Annotated in this window: 13 protein-coding genes; 8 read left to right on the forward strand and 5 right to left on the reverse strand. The window is 55.0% G+C overall.

Annotated elements, in window-relative coordinates; translation table 11 throughout:
- Positions 1–103 precede the first annotated feature (103 nt).
- Entirely contained in the window at positions 104–1,831 is a 1,728-nt protein-coding gene (locus tag JI62_RS14195) for a mechanosensitive ion channel family protein (protein WP_088700774.1), read from the forward strand.
- Positions 1,832–1,910: 79 nt separating this feature from the next.
- The gene (locus JI62_RS14200) at positions 1,911–2,666 is read left to right on the forward strand and encodes an alpha/beta hydrolase family protein (RefSeq protein WP_088700775.1); all 756 of its coding nucleotides are present in this window, start codon (positions 1,911–1,913) and stop codon (positions 2,664–2,666) included.
- Positions 2,667–2,771: 105 nt separating this feature from the next.
- On the opposite strand, the gene JI62_RS14205 is transcribed toward JI62_RS14200, so the two are convergent.
- Complete coding sequence (locus JI62_RS14205; protein ID WP_088700776.1) at positions 2,772–6,239, reverse strand: acyl-[ACP]--phospholipid O-acyltransferase; 3,468 nt, start codon at positions 6,237–6,239, stop codon at positions 2,772–2,774.
- A 160-nt stretch (positions 6,240–6,399) separates the two neighbouring features.
- Between JI62_RS14205 and JI62_RS14210 the strand changes: the two genes are divergently transcribed.
- Positions 6,400–7,158, forward strand: coding sequence for a helix-turn-helix domain-containing protein (locus JI62_RS14210; RefSeq protein ID WP_088700777.1), 759 nt, complete (start codon positions 6,400–6,402; stop codon positions 7,156–7,158).
- Here the strand turns inward: JI62_RS14210 and JI62_RS14215 are convergent.
- Positions 7,151–8,086, reverse strand: a complete 936-nt coding sequence (locus tag JI62_RS14215; RefSeq protein ID WP_088700778.1) for a LysR substrate-binding domain-containing protein — start codon at positions 8,084–8,086, stop codon at positions 7,151–7,153. The genes JI62_RS14210 and JI62_RS14215 overlap by 8 nt on opposite strands.
- 97 nt (positions 8,087–8,183) lie before the next feature.
- On the opposite strand from JI62_RS14215, the gene JI62_RS14220 reads away from it, so the two are divergent.
- Together JI62_RS14220 and JI62_RS14225 are read left to right on the forward strand one after the other, a co-directional pair.
- Positions 8,184–9,113, forward strand: coding sequence for a DMT family transporter (locus tag JI62_RS14220; RefSeq protein WP_088700779.1), 930 nt, complete (start codon positions 8,184–8,186; stop codon positions 9,111–9,113).
- A gap of 36 nt (positions 9,114–9,149) precedes the next feature.
- Entirely contained in the window at positions 9,150–10,016 is an 867-nt protein-coding gene (locus JI62_RS14225) for a putative RNA methyltransferase (protein ID WP_088700780.1), read from the forward strand.
- 140 nt (positions 10,017–10,156) lie between these two features.
- On the opposite strand, the gene JI62_RS14230 is transcribed toward JI62_RS14225, so the two are convergent.
- Positions 10,157–10,363 carry a cold-shock protein gene (locus tag JI62_RS14230; RefSeq protein ID WP_007111402.1) on the reverse strand — a complete coding sequence of 69 codons (207 nt, stop codon included), beginning with the start codon at positions 10,361–10,363 and terminating at the stop codon, positions 10,157–10,159.
- Between the two features lie 413 nt (positions 10,364–10,776).
- Between JI62_RS14230 and JI62_RS14235 the strand changes: the two genes are divergently transcribed.
- Both JI62_RS14235 and JI62_RS14240 read left to right on the forward strand, forming a co-directional pair.
- Positions 10,777–12,039, forward strand: a complete 1,263-nt coding sequence (locus JI62_RS14235) for a dicarboxylate/amino acid:cation symporter (protein WP_088700781.1) — start codon at positions 10,777–10,779, stop codon at positions 12,037–12,039.
- Between the two features lie 36 nt (positions 12,040–12,075).
- Positions 12,076–12,567, forward strand: coding sequence for a nucleoside deaminase (locus JI62_RS14240; RefSeq protein WP_088700782.1), 492 nt, complete (start codon positions 12,076–12,078; stop codon positions 12,565–12,567).
- 60 nt (positions 12,568–12,627) lie between these two features.
- Here JI62_RS14240 and JI62_RS14245 read toward each other — a convergent pair whose 3' ends face one another.
- A complete protein-coding gene (locus tag JI62_RS14245; protein ID WP_009722289.1) occupies positions 12,628–12,801 on the reverse strand; it encodes a YqaE/Pmp3 family membrane protein in 174 nt (57 codons plus the stop codon).
- 262 nt (positions 12,802–13,063) lie between these two features.
- Between JI62_RS14245 and JI62_RS14250 the strand changes: the two genes are divergently transcribed.
- Positions 13,064–15,019: a TonB-dependent receptor family protein gene (locus tag JI62_RS14250; RefSeq protein WP_240513254.1), complete on the forward strand. Its 1,956-nt coding sequence runs from the start codon at positions 13,064–13,066 to the stop codon at positions 15,017–15,019.
- 110 nt (positions 15,020–15,129) lie between these two features.
- On the opposite strand, the gene JI62_RS14255 is transcribed toward JI62_RS14250, so the two are convergent.
- Positions 15,130–17,191 (reverse strand): membrane-bound PQQ-dependent dehydrogenase, glucose/quinate/shikimate family (locus tag JI62_RS14255; protein ID WP_088701340.1); only part of this gene is annotated, 2,062 nt, incomplete at its 5' end.

Here is a 17,191-nt window from a genome sequence, read left to right on the forward strand (position 1 = left end):
GTCCTCCCACTAACACGGATAGCCCAGCAATAACGCTGGGCTGGCTCGGCAACGGGTCTGTCGGTGGTAAACAAATTGGCTCACTTTACTGAATAAGGCATATATGAAAGCAAACGGCTCGTGGCTCGCATGGGGTGTGTTGGTGCTGGCATTGACCTTTTCCAACCTATGCGCGGCGCAAACTCAAGGAGAAGAGAGCGAAGACAGCCGGTGGTTTACCGTTGATGCGTTAAATACGGGGCTTGGTGAACCTCCCGAAGAAGCAAACCGAGTAACACCGCGAGAATCGATCAGGAGTTTTCTGAAGCTAACGGATCAGGAGGAGTACGAGGCCGCTGCGCATATACTTAACCTTTCCGAATTTCCCGCAGATGAACAACGCGAACAGGGGAGGGAACTAGCTCGCCAGCTAGCGGAGATATTTCAGCGCGGCGATTGGCTTACTGTTTCTGATCTACCTGCTCGAGAAGACGCTGTTATTGAAACTACTGCCGGGCAAAATCCTCGTGTCGGCGAGACCCGCCGAAATATAGAGGTCTCCTCCTTAAAAGCCGATGGAGAAAGCTACGATATTCGATTAGGTAGATACCGGGTGGGCGACCAAGAGCCTGTCTGGCTGATCATGCCCCTCAGCGTGTCGTACATTCCGGCGCTGTATGAGCAATACGGCCCCTCAATGTTAGAAAGCTATATCCCCAAGCGCCTTCAAACTTCGTTTGGCATTCTGAGACTTTGGGAATGGATCGCTATACCGTTATTTGTGCTATTCATCGGTATTGTTGGGTGGGGCGTTCACTGCTTGATTGAATTGATGTCGAAATGGCTGCCTTCCGGGGTATCCAGCATCTTTGCCAGTCAAATCGGTATGCCAGCAGCGCTGATTGCGATGTCGCTAGTCACTCAGATGGTACTGGATTATGTGGTGTCGTTTTCTGCGGTTGCCACCACCACCTTTCGGGTGCTGTTAATCAGTATTATGGCCTGGGGAGTCGGCACCATTGCGTTGCGCTTGGTGGATACTATCATGCTGCGTTTAACGCGGCGTATCGTAGGCGAAATCGATGATACTAAGCCTAGAGACGAACGCAGACTGCTAACCTCACTCTATGCGCTGCGTCGGGCAATTATTCTGATCACCGTGACAGCCGTATCAATTTACATACTGGGTCAGGTGCAGCTCTTTGAAACCCTTGGCTTATCGATTCTAGCGTCTGCCAGCGTATTGGCTGTATTAGTCGGTGTGGCGGGTCAAACGGTGCTTGGCAATATCCTCGCCTCGTTTCAGTTATCGTTTGCTAAGCCCATTCGCATTGGTGATTTGGTGATCTTTGAAGGCGAGTGGTGCTATGTCGAAGGTATCTTTTATACCTTTATTCGGCTGCGGTCGTGGGACGAACGGCGTTTGATTGTGCCCGTCACCTACTTCACCTCTAAGCCTTTCGACAATTTGTCGGTAAAAAGTACCAAGATGTACCGGTCATTAACGCTAACACTTCACCTAAGTGCCGATATAGGGCTGTTAAGAGATAAATTCCTCGAATTCGCCAAAGAAGAAGACAGCGTTATCGAACACCATAAACTGCTCTGTTACGTGACGGCACAAACAGGAACGGCGCAAACGGTCACCTGTTACCTCATGACCTCAGACCCGTTAGCCGGTTGGACAGCGGAAATGAATGTACGCGAGAAACTGCTGGCCTTTATCCGCGATAACTATCCCGAGTGGTGGCCAAGAGAAATCGTGGTGATCAGTCACAACGATATTGCCCGTGGGGCGCAAGGGAAAAGCTCGGGGGAAAAGGAGAGTGTTGAGGTGAAACCATCAGAATAAAGGGGTGTTTGTGCAGCGGCAGATGACGCCTTTGCGTATATGGTAAATAGACTGTTAAGAAGTCAGGGAGTGTTTTTAGATGCCTTTAAATATCGTGCAGCGTTTACTACCCGGCTGGGGCGTTACTTATGGCCCACCGGGCAATGGGCCTTTTCCAGCCGTTATGTTGCTGCATGGTTCTGAAGGTGCATGGGCGGGGTGGAGCCATCGTGACGCGATGCTATTCGCTGCCCATGGCTTCCTGGCGTTTCCTTATGGCTACTCAAGCGGCGGTAATGCATGGAACGCGGGGCATATTATTGATTACCCGCTGGATAGCAGCGTGGAGGCGTTTAAAGCCTTAAGGGAATTCCAGTTCGTTGATGAGCGGGTAGGGCTTTATGGTGTTTCACGCGGCGCCGAGCACGCGTTATTGCTCGGCTCACTGATGGCTAAGGATAAGATCGAAGGCGCTCCAGATGCTATTGCTGCGCATAGCCCGCCCGATGTGGTGTGCGGTGCCTTTGATGCTCGCAGCTTCCGCGATGCGGGTGACCCGGGCTGGCAAGCCTGGGATGTCAGCAAACGCGCCTGGACATGGCGTAATAGTCACGAAGGCTTGCTGCCGACCACGCCTATCGAAATTGAGCGCTACCCTGGGCCGCTGTTGCTTTCCCACGGCACGCAAGACCGCATGTGGTCGGTTGAAATGACCAAGCGCTTGGAACAGCGCCTACTCAAGCATGGCCGCAGCCCGGAAGTGCATTACTACGAAGGCGAAGATCATATACTCAGTAGCGCTGGACAGAATAAGCATTACGAGCTGATGCTAAGCTTCTTTTCAAAACACCTTTAAAGCCTGAGTTTCTGGAGTAAAGGTTCAGCATTTTCCCCTTCATAAAGAAGCCCCTCTTGGCAGCTAAGAGGGGCATGTTGGTATAGCATTTCTGTTCTTTAGCGCTTATCGAGTATCTTCCAGCTGCGCTTGAGCCAAACGTTTCGCCCCGGCAAAGTCTGCCTTACCAGAGCCAAGATGCGGAATGGTCTCTACCGTCAACCAGTGGGTGGGGATCATCATTGATGATGTACCGTTGGCGAGCATGGCGGCCTTAACGGTGCTGGCGTCTAACGCGGTTTCTGAAAGCAGCACAATTCGCTCGCCCTTGCGGCTGTCGGGGATACTCACCGCCATTAGCGCGTTGTCAGGTTCTTCCAGAGCCGCTTTAACGGCCGCTTCAACGGCGCTGAGGCTGATCATTTCACCGCCGATCTTGGCAAAGCGTGCATAGCGGTCAATCAGGGTTAAAAAACCGTCTTCGTCGATAAAGCCTTTATCGCCCGTCACGTACCAGTATTGGCCATCCATCTCCCTTAGTGCTTGGGCGGTGCGTTGAGGGTCGTTGAGGTAACCCTGCATGATCTGCGGGCCGCTGATCAAAATCATGCCGGCCTCGCCGGTGGGTAGCTCTTCAAAGCTCTCCGGGTCGACGATTTTGAAGCTGGTACCGGGCAGCGGCATACCCACGGTGCCTACTTTGCTGCCCCGCTGCACCTGCTGATAGTGAACGCCCATGGCATCGGGAAGGTTGACGGAAGCAACGGGGGCGATTTCGGTGGCGCCGTAGCCTTCATAAATGGGCTTGTGGAATTTCAGCGCGAAGTCGTTACGCACGTTGTCGTCAAGCTTCTCTGCCCCGGCGACTACGATTCTCAAACTCTCCAGCATCAGCGGATGCACCTTTGTGCTGCGCACAAACAGCCTTAAAAAGCTGGAGGTGCCGAACATGATAGTGGCTTTGTGCTTGGCAATAGCGCCCGCAATGCCAGGAGCATCGGTGGGGTCGGGGTGGCACACCAGCGGCAGCCCTTCAATCAGCGGCAGCAGCTGGGTGACCGTGAGGCCAAAGGCGTGGAACAGCGGTAGTGAGCCCATTACAACGTCGTTGCTCTGAGTGTTAAGCACGTCGGAGGTCTGTTTGATATTGGCCATCAGGTTGCGGTGGCTCAGCATCACGCCCTTGGGTTCGCCTTCGCTGCCGCTTGAGAACAGAATGGCGGCGGTCACGTCGGCATCGTGGCCGTGGCAGAAGCAGCGCTGCAGTAGCCAAGTCGGCAATATTCTCACCGCAAGCCAGGTGCTCAAACGTTCGGCACGACCAATCGTGGTCTGCAGGTCTTCTAAAAAGACCACCTGCTGCTCGCTCAGCAATTGGCTAACGTTGAGCCCGCGCTGCTCAAGTTTCTTCACAAAGCGCTGTGAGGTGAACACGGTAGCGATTTCCGCCTGGGCAAGGGCCGAGGAAAGTGCTTCCTGGTCGGCGGTATAATTCAGGTTCACCAGCGTTTTACCGGCCAGCAGCGTGGCCATATTGGCAATGACCCCGGCACTGCTGGTGGGCAGCAGCAGGCCGACGTTTTGCCCTGGGTTGAGCTTGCGAATACGTTTTGCCATCAACAGGCTGGCGGTGAGCGCTTGGCTTGCGTTGAGTGGGCGGCCCAGCGTGTCGGCCAGGGCAAGTTCGCTAGGGCGGCGTTTAACGCTCTGAATCCAGGCGTAGGGTAGGCTGGAAAGCTCCCCCATGGCCTGCTGCCAGGAGCGGGTCGCCTGCTCAAAGATGCGCCGTTTGAGCACATCGGCAGGTGTGTCTTTGGGAAGCGGTTTGCCAAAGGCGACCACCACCGAGCGGTGCAGTGGCGCGTTACGCAGCTCCTTTAACTTGCTGGACGAGCGGGAGAACTGGCTGCCCCAAAGACCACGCAGGTAGAAAGGCACAATCTTGACATCAGGGTTGGCCATTTCACAGGCGCGTTCATAGCCGCGGCGGAACTCGCCTAGTTGTCCGGTGCGGCTGATCGCCCCTTCGGGAAACAGACACACCACTTCACCGGCGTTGAGTTGTTCAGCAACATCGGCCAGGGCCTTGTCGGCACCGCTGCCGCGCTCGATGGGAATACAGCCCAGGGATTTTAAGAACCAGTTGAGGTACCAGCGCTGGTAAACCGATCTGAGCATCACAAAGCGTACCGGGCGGGGGCTGGCGATCTGCACCATGGCCCAATCCACCCAGCTGATATGGTTGCCCAGCAGCAGCACGCCACCCTGGGCTGGCAGGTTCTGCAAGCCCTGCACATCAACCCGATAGCGGCGGGTCAGCAGGAAGCTCAACAGAAAGCGCACCAAACTCTGCGGCAGTTTAACAATGGTGTAACCACCGCCGACCATCGCCACCGTGGCAATGAGCAACAGCAGGTAGTGGCTATCCACACCCGACAGGGCGAATAGCGCCGTGAGCACCAAAAAGCCCAGCATGGCGATGTTCTGGATCCAGTTATTGGCGGCCAGCACGGTGCCTAACTCGCTGTCGGCGGCGTGAAACTGAATCAGGGCGTTAAGCGGCACGATAAACAGCCCGCCCATCATGCCGATAAACACGAAGTTCAGCGCCTGGCTGCCGGGCGTGGAGAGAAGCGGCAGGCACCATAACCCCACGGCCACTCCAACAGCGCCTACCGGAATCAAGCCGGTCTCGATACGGTTGTGAGAGAGCTTGCTGGCAAGCATGGAACCCAGCGCAATTCCGATACCACTGGCCGCCAGAATACCTTGCAGCACCAGGGTGTTATCGATACTGAGGGCGTCTTTGGCATAGGCAGGAAATGCCGCCAGCAGCACTTGTCCCACTGACCAAAAGGTGGCAAGGCCGATAATGGAAAGCCTGATGACGGGCTGGCGGACGATAAGCTGCAGGTTATCTTTCAGCGCAGTGCCCTTAATATAGCGCTGCCAAGTGAGCGGGGTATCCGGTCGCGTGGTGCTATCAAGCGGCAGACGGTAAAGCGTTGCCACTTGAATAGCGCTGTTGAGCACCAGCAGCCAGCCCAGTGGCGCTATTTGGCGCAACAGCTGCGCTGGGGTGTGATCATCTGGCGATACCCAGGTCTCAAACAGGGCGGTAAATGCCACGGTACCCGCCAGGATAGCGCCGATAGTCACGGCCTGGATCAGCCCGTTGGCCTCCGCCAGGCGCGGCTTGCCGAACAGCCCCTTTACCAAGCCGTATTTGGCCGGGGAGTAGAAGGCCGATTGGATCGCCAGCAGCAGCGTCATCGCAAAGGCCAGCCAGAACCAGCCCTGGTAGTAGGCAGCGGTGATGCCCAATGACACTGCCACGGCGGCCCAGGCCGATGCGCGCAGAACGCGTACCTTGGGGTAGCTGTCCGCCACGTGGCCGGCCGGGCTAAACAGCAAGATAAACGGCAGTAAAATCAGCCCATTGACCAGTGCAGTGAGGACGACCTGTGTTTCGCCATCGTAGCTTTTAAAGATCGTGTTCTGAATAACAATCTTGTGCCCCAAATCCACAAAGGCATTGAGAAAGATGGCGATCAGGTAGGGCAAAGCGCCCTTGATATGTAGCAGTCGTTGCATGGTTGTGTAGCCTTATAAGTCCCTGTAAGTAGTCGCACTTTCTAAGCAAGGCTTACTGGTTGCAACTCATTTGCACAAAGTCGTGTTATAGGTGCTGGTTGGTATCATTATTTGCTACTTTTAATGTGTGGTGCACCTTCATTCCGCTTACGAGATTACTATGTCCCAAGCTGATTCGCTGATTGAAACGCTAAAACGCCAGCTTCGCGCTCAGGATAAAACCTATGCCGATGTCGCTAAGTGGTTGGCGCTGAGCGAGGCCTCGGTAAAGCGCCTATTTGCTGAAAAGCACTTTACGCTATCGCGGCTGGAGTGTATCTGTGACCAGCTAAATATCGAATTCGCCGAGTTGGTGCAGACGATGCAAGCAGACGAGCAGCGTTTGCAGGCGCTCACCTATGCCCAGGAGCAGAGTATTGTGGATGATCGCGAGCTGTTTCTGGTGGCTGTCTGCGTTATCAATGGCTATAGCTTCGACGAAATTCATCACCAGTACCAGCTAAGTGAAGCCGAGTGTATTCAGCAGTTACTCAAGCTTGAGCGGCTTAAACTTATTGAGCTGCTTCCTGGTAATCGGATCAGGCGGCGGGTAGCCGCCAATTTCCGCTGGCAGGCGGATGGGCCGATCCAGCGCTTCTTTCAGCAGCATATCGCCAACGAGTTTTTCCGCTCCCGTTTCGATAGCGACAGCGAGAAGTTGATGGTACTCAATGGTCTGTTGTCCCCCGCAGGTAACGCTGAGTGGCAGCAGACCATGCAGCGCTTGGCGAAAGAGTTTCACGCGCTATGCGAGCGGGAGAGCGGGCTACCTATTCATCAGCGGTTTGGCACTACCTCTGTGCTGGCGGTACGGCAATGGCAGTATGGGCTGTTTCAGGATTACAAGCGGGGCGGCCAAATAGTCCCCAGCGCTACGTAGCTGTATTCCGGAAGAGAGTGGCCTCTTGTTCTAGCCACTCGACAAAGCGTGCTATCGCCGGTGGCGTTTTTCCATCTTTAGGCAGAATCAGTTCGTAGGTGAACGGCGAGGCGAGCGGATAGTGTTCCGCAAAGGGGCGTACCAACACACCGCTCGCCAGCCGGTCAGCCACCAATGGGTAGCTGGCCAGTACCACGCCTTGCCCGGCAATGGCCTGATCGAGAGCCAGGCTGTAGAGCGAGTATTGCCGCTGATTGGGCATTTTGCTTAGCGCTACCCCGGCGCTTTTAAACCAATCACTCCAGCCTGGGATATGGTGGCCTGCGTGGCTGCACCATTCCACGGTGAGCAGCGTCTGTGCCAGCAAATCGTTGGGGGTTCGTATGCTTGCCTGCGCTAATAGGGAGGGCGAGCAAACGGGAAAGAGGGTGTCTTCAAATAAACGCAGGCTGGTGACGCCGGGCCAAGGGCCCCGTCCGTAGCGCAGTGATAAACGTGCCCTGTTGGGCAACCACAGCGGTGGCGTTAAGCGCGCCTCGGCATCCAGAGAGATTTCTATTTCCCGCTCATTAGCTTCAAAGCGGGGTAAGCGGGGGAGCAGCCAGAGTTGTAGAAAAGAGGGCGGTGCGCTCAGTAGCAATCGAAAAGCGTCTTCTGAGCGCTCGGTGACGTTCTGTATGCCGTTGGCGATACGCAAAAGGCCCGCTTGCACATCGTCAGCCAGTACCCGGCCTGCTTCGGTGGCAAAAACTCCATTGGCATGACGTTCAAAGAGCACCACGCCTAAGTGATCTTCCAACTGTTTGACCTGTCGGCTAACGGCGCCAGGCGTCACCCCGAGACGATAAGCGGCGGCTTTGAAGCTATTTTCGCGAACGGCCTCGGCAAACGCGCGCAGGGCATTCAGCGGTAGCCTTTCTATTCTCATAGCGTGAGTTTTCCTAAGCCTAGACCCGATAAGTAATCGTTTGTACGCACTGATGCTTACTGCTGCAATGGGCACCTATAGGTTATAGGAGCCCGCAATGAGTAATCAAAGATTAGCGTCAAATCCCTATTCTGACTGCATAATTGGTCATTCACAGCGAAAGACAGTGGACGCAACGGCAGCATCGCTGATGCTGCTATTTTGCCTAGTGTTGGGTTTTCAGCAAGTGGCCATTAAAGGTGTGGCTGAGGATATATCACCCATGGTACAGATGACCCTGCGCTCCATTATGGCGGTTTGCCTGGTCGGCGGGCTGGCTTATTGGCGCGGCATTCGCTGGGCGGATGTGGGTCACCATTGGGGCCCTGGGTTGCTGGTGGGCCTCGGGTTTGCTGCTGAATTCGCTTTTATCGCCTGGGGGTTAACCTATACCTTGGCGTCCCATATGTCGGTCTTTCTGTATACTGCGCCCATCTTCGCTGCCCTGGGTTTACATCTTTGGGTACCTGGCGAGCAACTCTCCATTCGGCAGTGGTGGGGCGTTGGCTTGGCATTTCTGGGAATGGTGATTGCTATGGCGCCAAGCGGTGCTTACAGCATCGAGATTCTTATTGGGGATACGCTGGGCTTGCTCGCTGGCCTCTCATGGGCGGCCACGACCGTCGTGATCCGCAAGACTTCGCTTTCTGAGGCGCCAGCAGAGCTCACTCTGAGCTATCAACTGAGCGTGACGGCGTTGTTGCTCCTGCCGGTGGCGGCTATATCCGGGCAGCTAATGAGCGCGCAGTTTACCCCGATGGCGATAGCCAGCCTTGGTTTTCAGACACTGATTATTTCGTTTGCTGCGCTGCTGTTATGGTTTACCTTGTTGCGCCGCTACCGCGCTTCGCAGTTAGGCGTGTTTTCTTTCTTGGCGCCGCTTTTCGGTATTCTGTTTGGTACACTGCTGCTCAGTGAGCCGCTGAGCATTAATTTTGTAATCGGCGGTGGCGTTATTTTAGTTGGCATCATTCTGGTGACTCGCTAAACGCATGCACCCATCTATCTCTGCGAAGACACCGATATGAGCATTACCCCTTTTCAAGCACTGGCGTGCCCGCTAGACGGAAAACCACTCAGTTGGTCGGATAGCGTTTGGCGATGCTCTGATGGTCACAGCTTTGATATTGCTAAGCAGGGCTACGTCAATTTACTGCCGGTGCAGCAAAAGCGTTCCCACGATCCGGGTGATAACAAAGCAATGGTAGCTGCCCGGCAGCGCTTTCTAAACGCGGGGCACTACCAGCCCATTGCGGATGCCGTCATTCGTGCAGTCTTGAACTACGCTGAGGTTCAAACGCTAAGCAGTGAGTCGTTTAGCTGTCTGGATGCCGGCTGCGGTGAAGGTTACTACCTTCGCCAACTAGCTGACGCTGCGGCTAACTCACCGTCACTTTCGCTGATGGGGCTGGATATCTCTAAATGGGCGGTATTAGCCGCTGCAAAGCAAGACAATAAACAGGCACCGTTAAGTAGCTGGGTGGTGGGCAGTAATGCGCACTTGCCCGTGCAGACGGAAACGCTGGATTGCGTGCTATGTATGTTTGGCTTTCCGGTATTAAGCGAGTTTGCCCGTGTGTTGAGAACCGGAGGCGTACTACTGCAGGTCGAGGCGGGGCCCAATCACTTGAGGGAGTTGCGGAAGGTTATCTATCCCACGTTAAAGCCTGAACGTTCGACCGAGACTGAGGTGCTGGAAGGCTTTATTCACCATAGCAGCGAGAGAGTAAGCTACTCAATTGCGCTAAACGGAAGTGACGCAATTGCCGATCTGTTGGCGATGACGCCGCATCTTTACCGAGCCAGCGCTGAGGGACGTGCTCGCGCAGCGGCACTTGAAATGCTGTCCGTGACGGTGGATGCACGAATTGTAATATATACGCGAATATAAGAGAGGGGCGCACACGCAGCTTTAGTATGCTCCAAACGCAACAAGGCCCGCATAAGCGGGCCTTGTTATCCGAACCTTGGAAGGTTCGAGCAAATTCTTAAGCGCTATGTCTTAGAGACTTAGTCTTAAAAAACCTAGGCTTAGGAAATTTGCTTGATGTTTGAAGCCTGAAGGCCTTTCTTACCCTGGGTAACGTCAAAAGAGACGTTAGCGCCTTCTTGCAGAGTTTTGAAGCCGTCTGCTTGAATTTCAGAGAAATGGGCAAACAGGTCATCGCCACCGTCAGAAGGAGCAATAAAACCGAAGCCTTTAGTATCGTTGAACCACTTAACTGTGCCAGTAGACATAGTAAAATTCCTTTCGCGCAAAGCGTTTAGTAAAGTTCCTGGTATCACCCAGATTAATAGCGGATAAAACAAGGAATACAATTACAGGCTTGCCGAAAGATCTCGTACACGTCTATCTCGTACATTTCTAAATCTTTTTCGTACACTTCTGAAACCATGCTTGCTTGCTAACCAACTGACGCTACAGTGTCACGGATTGTTCGATGTGTCAAAGCCTTTCTGGATTATCTTGCCTAGAGGGGGAGGCGCAAATGGAAGCCTCGTTGCCATATGCGTTAGGTTCATATGCATTAGGCGAAACAGTTGAGAGCTTCCCGCTTTACCGCTTGCTAGATATCGCTGTGCCACACTAATAAAGTGGTCGATATTACTGTATTAGACCTACCAACTTCTTCAAATCTGTAGGGGCTCAAATGACTCGTATATGGAAGGCTTATGCTCAGGCATCGTTGATTTTACGTGTTACTGTCGCGCTGGTGCTGGGCGTAGTGATTGGGCTTGTTGGCGGAGAGACAGTGGCTGCCTGGCTGGCGCCGCTGGGTGACCTGCTGCTACGACTGCTTACTTTTTTGATTGTCCCCATTGTGCTGTTTACGCTGATGGTCGGGGTGAATCAGTCCCGGGAGGGAAGCGCTGGTCGCGTAGGCGGCAAGGTGTTTGGCTATTACCTTACCTCTTCTGCGCTGGCAATCATGGTGGGCTTAGCGGTTGCCTCGCTGTTTAGTCCCGGCAGCGGTATGACGTTGGATGAGAACGCCAGTTTCTCGGTGCCCGAGAATCCAGGCGTTGTCGATACGCTGCTGAATATAGTGCCGGATAATATTATTGGTGCGTTTGCCGATCTCAACATGTTGGGCATTATTTTTACGGCGCTGGTGTTTGGCATTGCGCTGTTAAAAATGCGCCAGTCGGAGCGCCAGCATGCCATGGGTGAGCGTCTTTATGGGGTGATTGAAGCGCTAAACGAGGTCACTCTAAAAGTGATGTCAGGGGTATTGCACTATGTGCCCATCGGCGTGTTTGCGATTGTCGCCGAAACGGTGAGTCAGCAGGGGTTGGCAACGCTGCTCTCATTGGGCGATATGGTGGTCGTACTGTATATCGCCCTGGCAAGCCAGCTGCTGATTTATTGCGGCATCATGCGGCTGTTTGGCGTGAAGCTGCGCACCTTTTTTCGCGAAGCCCGTACGCCCATGGCCACGGCGTTTGCCACCCAAAGTAGCTCGGGTACGTTACCGCTAACGGTTAATGCTGCCCATCGCTTAGGAATTCCCAAAAGCATCTATGCTTTTAGTCTGCCGTTAGGAGCTACTTTAAATATGGATGGGGCGGCGATTCGTATCGCCATCTCGGCGGTGTTTGCCGCCAACGTGATGGGGGCACCGCTGGATTTCATCAGCATGGTGCAAATTGTGTTGATCGGCACGCTGGTATCGGTGGGCACGGCAGGGGTGCCGGGGGCCGGTATCATCATGATTGCAACGGTGTTTGCGCAAGTGGGCTTGCCAATTGAAACCGTCGCGTTGCTCACCGCTATCGATGCGCTGGTGGGAATGGGCTGTACGGCGCTGAACGTGACAGGCGACTTGGTCGGCACCTCTGTGATAGCCCGTAGTGAAGGTGAGGAGTTGCAAGAGGAGTTTGTCGAAGAAGCACCAGCGACGGTAAAGGGGTAAAGGCAGTAGGGCCATTGACGACTACAAGGAAAGCACATGTTGAATGATCGAGAACTCGCTTACTTAATGCGTGCCGTTGAGTTAGCCGAAGAAGCCCTTGAGGCGGGTGATGAACCTTTTGGTAGCGTACTGGTAAGTGCCGAAGGAGATATCTTGGCAGAAGACCGTAACCGTATTGCCGGTGGGGATTCTACTCAGCACCCGGAGTTCTTCCTGGCGCGCTGGGCTGCTCAGAATATGAAGCCGGAGGCGCGAGCAAAGGCGACCGTTTACACTTCAGGCGAGCATTGCCCGATGTGTGCCGCTGCCCATGGCTGGGTAGGGCTAGGGCGAATTGTCTACGCCAGCTCGTCTGAACAGTTGGGTCGTTGGCTTGCAGATTTAGACGTGGCGCCTTCCCCAGTTGCGACCTTGCCTATTCAACAGATTGTGCCAGGGCTCAAGGTAGAAGGCCCGATAGCTGAGCTGGATGAACGGGTTCACGCTTTGCACAAACGGCGCCATGCCAGCCCTACTTTAAAGACATAAAAAAGCCGCCTAAGCGTTAGCTTAGGCGGCGTCGTATTCACTAAACCGGTCTATGAAAACCTAGTGTTTCAATATCACATAAAACGCATGAATGATGCCGGGTACGAAGCCAAATAGCGTTAGAATAATGTTCAGCCAGAAATGCCCTTTAAAACCGACCTCAAAAAATACGCCGAGTGGGGGAAGTATTACGGCAAAAATCATCTTGATTGGATCAGTCGCTGTAAACGCCATGAAGCCTCCTTTGCTTTCATTGGGGTAACTTGTACAAGTGTAGGCACGATCAACCTATTTATCCATGCCTTGGCGAACTCTTTGTGACTAGCCGAGTAGGCAATCGTTCAATTCCGCCATTTATTTCCGCTCTACGCTGTTTGGGAGGGACTCCGTGTTCATCAAAGTGCCATTAAAAGTAACCACCACGTCTTTTTGCTTATTAATCTGTCTTGGCGCTGGCCAAAGTTGGGCGCAAGAGAGTCCGGCGAGTGATAGCACAATGGCTACGCTGGAAGTGACAGCGCCACGCCTGTCGCGAGAGCTTTACGCCACGCCCGCTGCGGTTTCAACGCTCGACCGTGAGGCGATTGCTCAGGGGCAGCAGCGCACGCGGCTGGATGAGGCCTTAGTGCGCGTGCCTGGTATGTTTTTGCAAAACCGCGATAATTTTGCTCAAGGCCAGCGAATCTCCATTCGCGGTTTTGGCGCTCGGGCGCCGTTTGGCGTTCGCGGTATTACCGTCATGGTGGATGGCATTCCGTATACGCTACCCGATGGCCAAGCCCAGTTAGATGCTATTGATCTGGACAGCGCTGAGCGCATTGAAGTGATCCGCGGGCCCTCTTCGGTACTTTACGGCAACGCGGCGGGTGGGGTGATTGATATCACCACCGCTGATGGGCGCGATAACCCAGGCTCAAGCGTGCGCACCGAGGTGGGCAGCGATGGCTACCGTAAGGCAGTCGTACAAACTGGTGGAGCCCAGGGGGACTGGTCGCACCACGTCAGCTTCTCTGCTCTTAATGTGGATGGTTACCGGGAGCAGAGCTCTACAGAGAAATACCTGTTAAATGCCAAACTGCGCCGCGAATTAGGCAGCGATCGGGCACTAACCGCGATTATCAATCTGCTTGAAAATCCCCGTTCCGAAGACCCCGGCGCGCTGAACGCCGGTGAAGTGGCCCGAGGCCGCGATCAAGCGGCGCCGAACTCATTAGCGTTGGATGCAGGGCAGAACGTAGATCAGCAGCTTATTGGCTTACAGTACGAAGATTTGTCTGTCGGGCCTGGTGAGTTCTATATAAAAGGCTTTGTTGCCCAGCGCGATTTTGAGCAGCAGTTACCCTATGTGGGCGATAGCCGTATCGGCTACCAGCGTGACTATCTGGGCGCGAGCGCTGAGTATCACCATGAAGTCAGCTTGGGCAGCCTGCCGCTTAGCTACATCACCGGTGTTGATGTGGCCCGCCAAGACGACGAGCGCTTTCGTAATGCGGTAAATGGCCAAGGTGTGGTCGGCGAGCAGTTGGCGGAAGAGATCCAGACGGCAACCTCCGCCGGGGTATTTGCCCAGGGCGATTTAGCGCTGACTGAGCAGGTAACGCTCTCGCTTGGCGCGCGCTTCGATAGCGTGGAGTTAGAGGTAGACGACCGTTACCTGAGCGATGGTGATCAGAGCGGTGAACAAACCTTCAATGAGTGGAGCGGTTCAGCGGGGCTTAGCTACCGTTACCGCCCTCAGCACCAGGTCTACGTGAATACCGGTACGGCGTTTGAAACGCCGACGTTCTCAGAGTTTGCCAATCCAGTGGGGGGCGGTTTCAACCCGTCCGTGTCGCCGCAAAAAGCCTGGAACCGTGAAGTTGGCGCGCGTGGCTACATTGCACCGCTTGCCATGGACTACGATTTAACGCTGTTTTCGGTGCGCGTGCGTGACGAGCTGGTGCCTTATGATGACGGCGGTCGCACCTTCTACCAAAACGCAGGCGACACCGACCGCGACGGCATTGAGCTGGCGCTGGGTTGGCAGCTTGCTGACCAGTGGCGGTTGGATAGTGCCCTGACGCTGGCAAGCTACGAGTTTGATCGATTTATTACACCGTCAGAGAGTTTTGGCGGTAACCGCATACCTGGCTTACCCGAGCAGACCTGGGTCAATCAGCTAACTTGGCAGGGCCTGGATGAGCGCTTTGCAACGCTGGAGACCCAGTACGTAGGCGATATGGTGGCGGACAACGCCAATGAGACAGAAGTCGATAGCTATTGGCTGGTGAACCTGCGGGTGGGTGATGGTTGGCAGTTGGGAAGCGATACGCGGCTAAATGCGTATGTGGGCGTGCGCAATCTCTTCGATGAAGAACACTACGCTAACGTACGCTTGAACGGCACCTTTGGCCGTTTCTACGAACCGGCCCCGGGGCGCAGTGTTTATGGCGGGCTAGAGGTACGTTTCTAAGCGGTGCGTTGCTAAGAAGTACTTTCCTAAGCGCTTTAATAATAAAAAAACGGGCGGCTCTCTTTGATGAGGCCGCCCGTTTTTATTGGTGATGACGCTAAGCTAACCGATTACTCCGGTAGCGCGTAGCCAATCACGTAATCGCCCATCTTGGTGCCAAAGGTGCCGTGGCCCCCCGCCGTGACAACCACATACTGGCGGCCATCCTGGCCTGTATAGGTCATCGGCGTAGCTTGGCCACCTGCTGGCAGGCGCGCTTTATACAGCTCCTCGCCGGTGGTGATGTCGTATCCGCGCAGGTACTGATCTAGCGTGCCGCTCAAGAACGACACCCCGCCTGCAGTGGTCAGCGGGCCGCCTAGCGCCGGAACGCCGACGTTCAAGCCAATCGGCAGGTCAAACGGCATGCTGTCCCGCGTGGTGCCATTGCGGTGCTTCCATACCACCTCGGCACTTTGCAGGTCGATACCGGCTACGTCGCCCCAGGAGGGCGCTTGGCAGGGCAGGCCCAGTACCGAAAGCAACGGGCCGAGCTCAACGGCATAGGGGGCACCTGCATTGGCTTGCAGGCCCTGTTCGCTCGCCGAGCCCTGGCCCTCTTCTACCTCTTCACGAGGAATTAACGTAGATACAAACGCCAAGTATTTAGCGCCAGTGAAGAGCGCTTGGCGCTCAGGGTCAACGGCGACGCCGCCCCAGTTCATCACACCAACGTTGCCGGGGTAGACGATACTGCCTTCCAGAGAAGGTGGCGTATATTGGCCTTCGTAGCGCAAGGAGTTGAACTGAATGCGGCACATCATCTGATCAAACGGTGAAGCACCCCACATATCGCGCTCGGTGAGCGGCGGTGGCAGTAGGTTAAGCGCTGACCGCGGCTGCGTCTCGGCGGTCCAGTCGCCTTCGACGGCGCCCTGAGGTGCAGGCACCTCTTCAATGGGCACAATCGGCTCACCGGTTGCGCGGTTCAATACATACAGGCTGCCCTGCTTGGTCGGCTGAATAACCGCGGGCTGGGTGCCTTCATCAGTGGCCAAATCAATCAGTACCGGTTGCGCAGGTGAGTCCATATCCCAGAGGTCGTGGTGTACGAACTGGTAAACCCACTCAACCTGACCATCTTCCAGGTTGAGTGCCACTAGACCCGCGCTGTAGGTTTCATCGTTCTCGGTGCGGTCAGCGCCATACTGGTCAGGCGTGGCGTTGCCCATCGGCAGATAAACCATGCCCAGTGCTTCATCAACGCTGATGGGTGCCCATACGTTAGGGGAGCCGCGGGTGTAAGTCTCGCCTTCGGCTAACGGGTCGGTGTCGTCAGGGTTACCGCTATCCCAGTTCCACACCAGTTCGCCGGTATGCACGTCAAAGGCACGAATAACGCCGGAGGGCTCGTCAATGGAGCTGTTGTCGGTGACATGGCCACCCAGAATAACCAGATTTTCGGTTACCGTCGCAGGGGAAGTGGAGTAGTAACCGCCCGGTGAGAAGTCACCAATATTGTTGGTGAGATCAATCTCACCGTTATCGCCAAAGCTGGCACACCGCTCGCCCGTATCCGCATTCAGTGCAATCAAGCGCGCATCCGCCGTCGGCAGGTAGAGCCTGCGTGGGCACATAACGTCGGTCTCACTGAGCATTGGCTGCGTGTTACCGTTTTCTTCCACACCAAACAGCAGGGATAGGAAGGAGAGATCCAGGCTGAAAATATCGCTATCATCGAAGATATCGAAAGAGAGAGCCGTTGCACTGCTCGGGGCAGCGTCACTGTTTGTCTCTTCTGTGCTATCGGTAGCAGCGTCGTTAGTGTCAGTAGAATAGTTTGCAGCGTCATAGTAGGCGAGGCCGCGACAAGTCATATGCGCCCAGCCAGAGAAGTCATCCGCCCCCATGGTGCTGATCTCGGGGTCAAACGCCCAGAGGGTTTCACCGGTTTCGGGTGATAGCGCCATCGCCCGGCTGTGCGAGGTACAGATATACAGGCTGTCGTTCACTTTCAGCGGGGTATTCTGATTGGTGATCTCCGGGGGCGCATTGGGGCCCGCTTTGTCGCCGGTTTGAATCCGCCATACCTCTTCGAGCTCTCCGATGTTTTCCGGGGTAATTTGATCCAGTGAAGAGTAGTGAGTGCCCGCATTGGTGCCGCCATAGGCGGGCCCGCCTTCGCCCGCCCCT

It is taken from the genome of Halomonas campaniensis (genome assembly GCF_002211105.1).
Lineage (GTDB): Bacteria > Pseudomonadota > Gammaproteobacteria > Pseudomonadales > Halomonadaceae > Vreelandella > Vreelandella campaniensis_A.

Excerpts from the sequence above, each read along its gene's own strand:
- JI62_RS14195 (WP_088700774.1), top strand. The coding sequence starts at position 104 with ATGAAAGCAAACGGCTCGTGGCTCGCATGGGGTGTGTTGGTGCTGGCA.
- JI62_RS14200 (WP_088700775.1), top strand. The coding sequence starts at position 1,911 with ATGCCTTTAAATATCGTGCAGCGTTTACTACCCGGCTGGGGCGTTACT.
- JI62_RS14205 (WP_088700776.1), bottom strand. The coding sequence starts at position 6,239 with ATGCAACGACTGCTACATATCAAGGGCGCTTTGCCCTACCTGATCGCC.
- JI62_RS14210 (WP_088700777.1), top strand. The coding sequence starts at position 6,400 with ATGTCCCAAGCTGATTCGCTGATTGAAACGCTAAAACGCCAGCTTCGC.
- JI62_RS14215 (WP_088700778.1), bottom strand. The coding sequence starts at position 8,086 with ATGAGAATAGAAAGGCTACCGCTGAATGCCCTGCGCGCGTTTGCCGAG.
- JI62_RS14220 (WP_088700779.1), top strand. The coding sequence starts at position 8,184 with ATGAGTAATCAAAGATTAGCGTCAAATCCCTATTCTGACTGCATAATT.
- JI62_RS14225 (WP_088700780.1), top strand. The coding sequence starts at position 9,150 with ATGAGCATTACCCCTTTTCAAGCACTGGCGTGCCCGCTAGACGGAAAA.
- JI62_RS14230 (WP_007111402.1), bottom strand. The coding sequence starts at position 10,363 with ATGTCTACTGGCACAGTTAAGTGGTTCAACGATACTAAAGGCTTCGGT.
- JI62_RS14235 (WP_088700781.1), top strand. The coding sequence starts at position 10,777 with ATGACTCGTATATGGAAGGCTTATGCTCAGGCATCGTTGATTTTACGT.
- JI62_RS14240 (WP_088700782.1), top strand. The coding sequence starts at position 12,076 with ATGTTGAATGATCGAGAACTCGCTTACTTAATGCGTGCCGTTGAGTTA.
- JI62_RS14245 (WP_009722289.1), bottom strand. The coding sequence starts at position 12,801 with ATGGCGTTTACAGCGACTGATCCAATCAAGATGATTTTTGCCGTAATA.
- JI62_RS14250 (WP_240513254.1), top strand. The coding sequence starts at position 13,064 with ATGGCTACGCTGGAAGTGACAGCGCCACGCCTGTCGCGAGAGCTTTAC.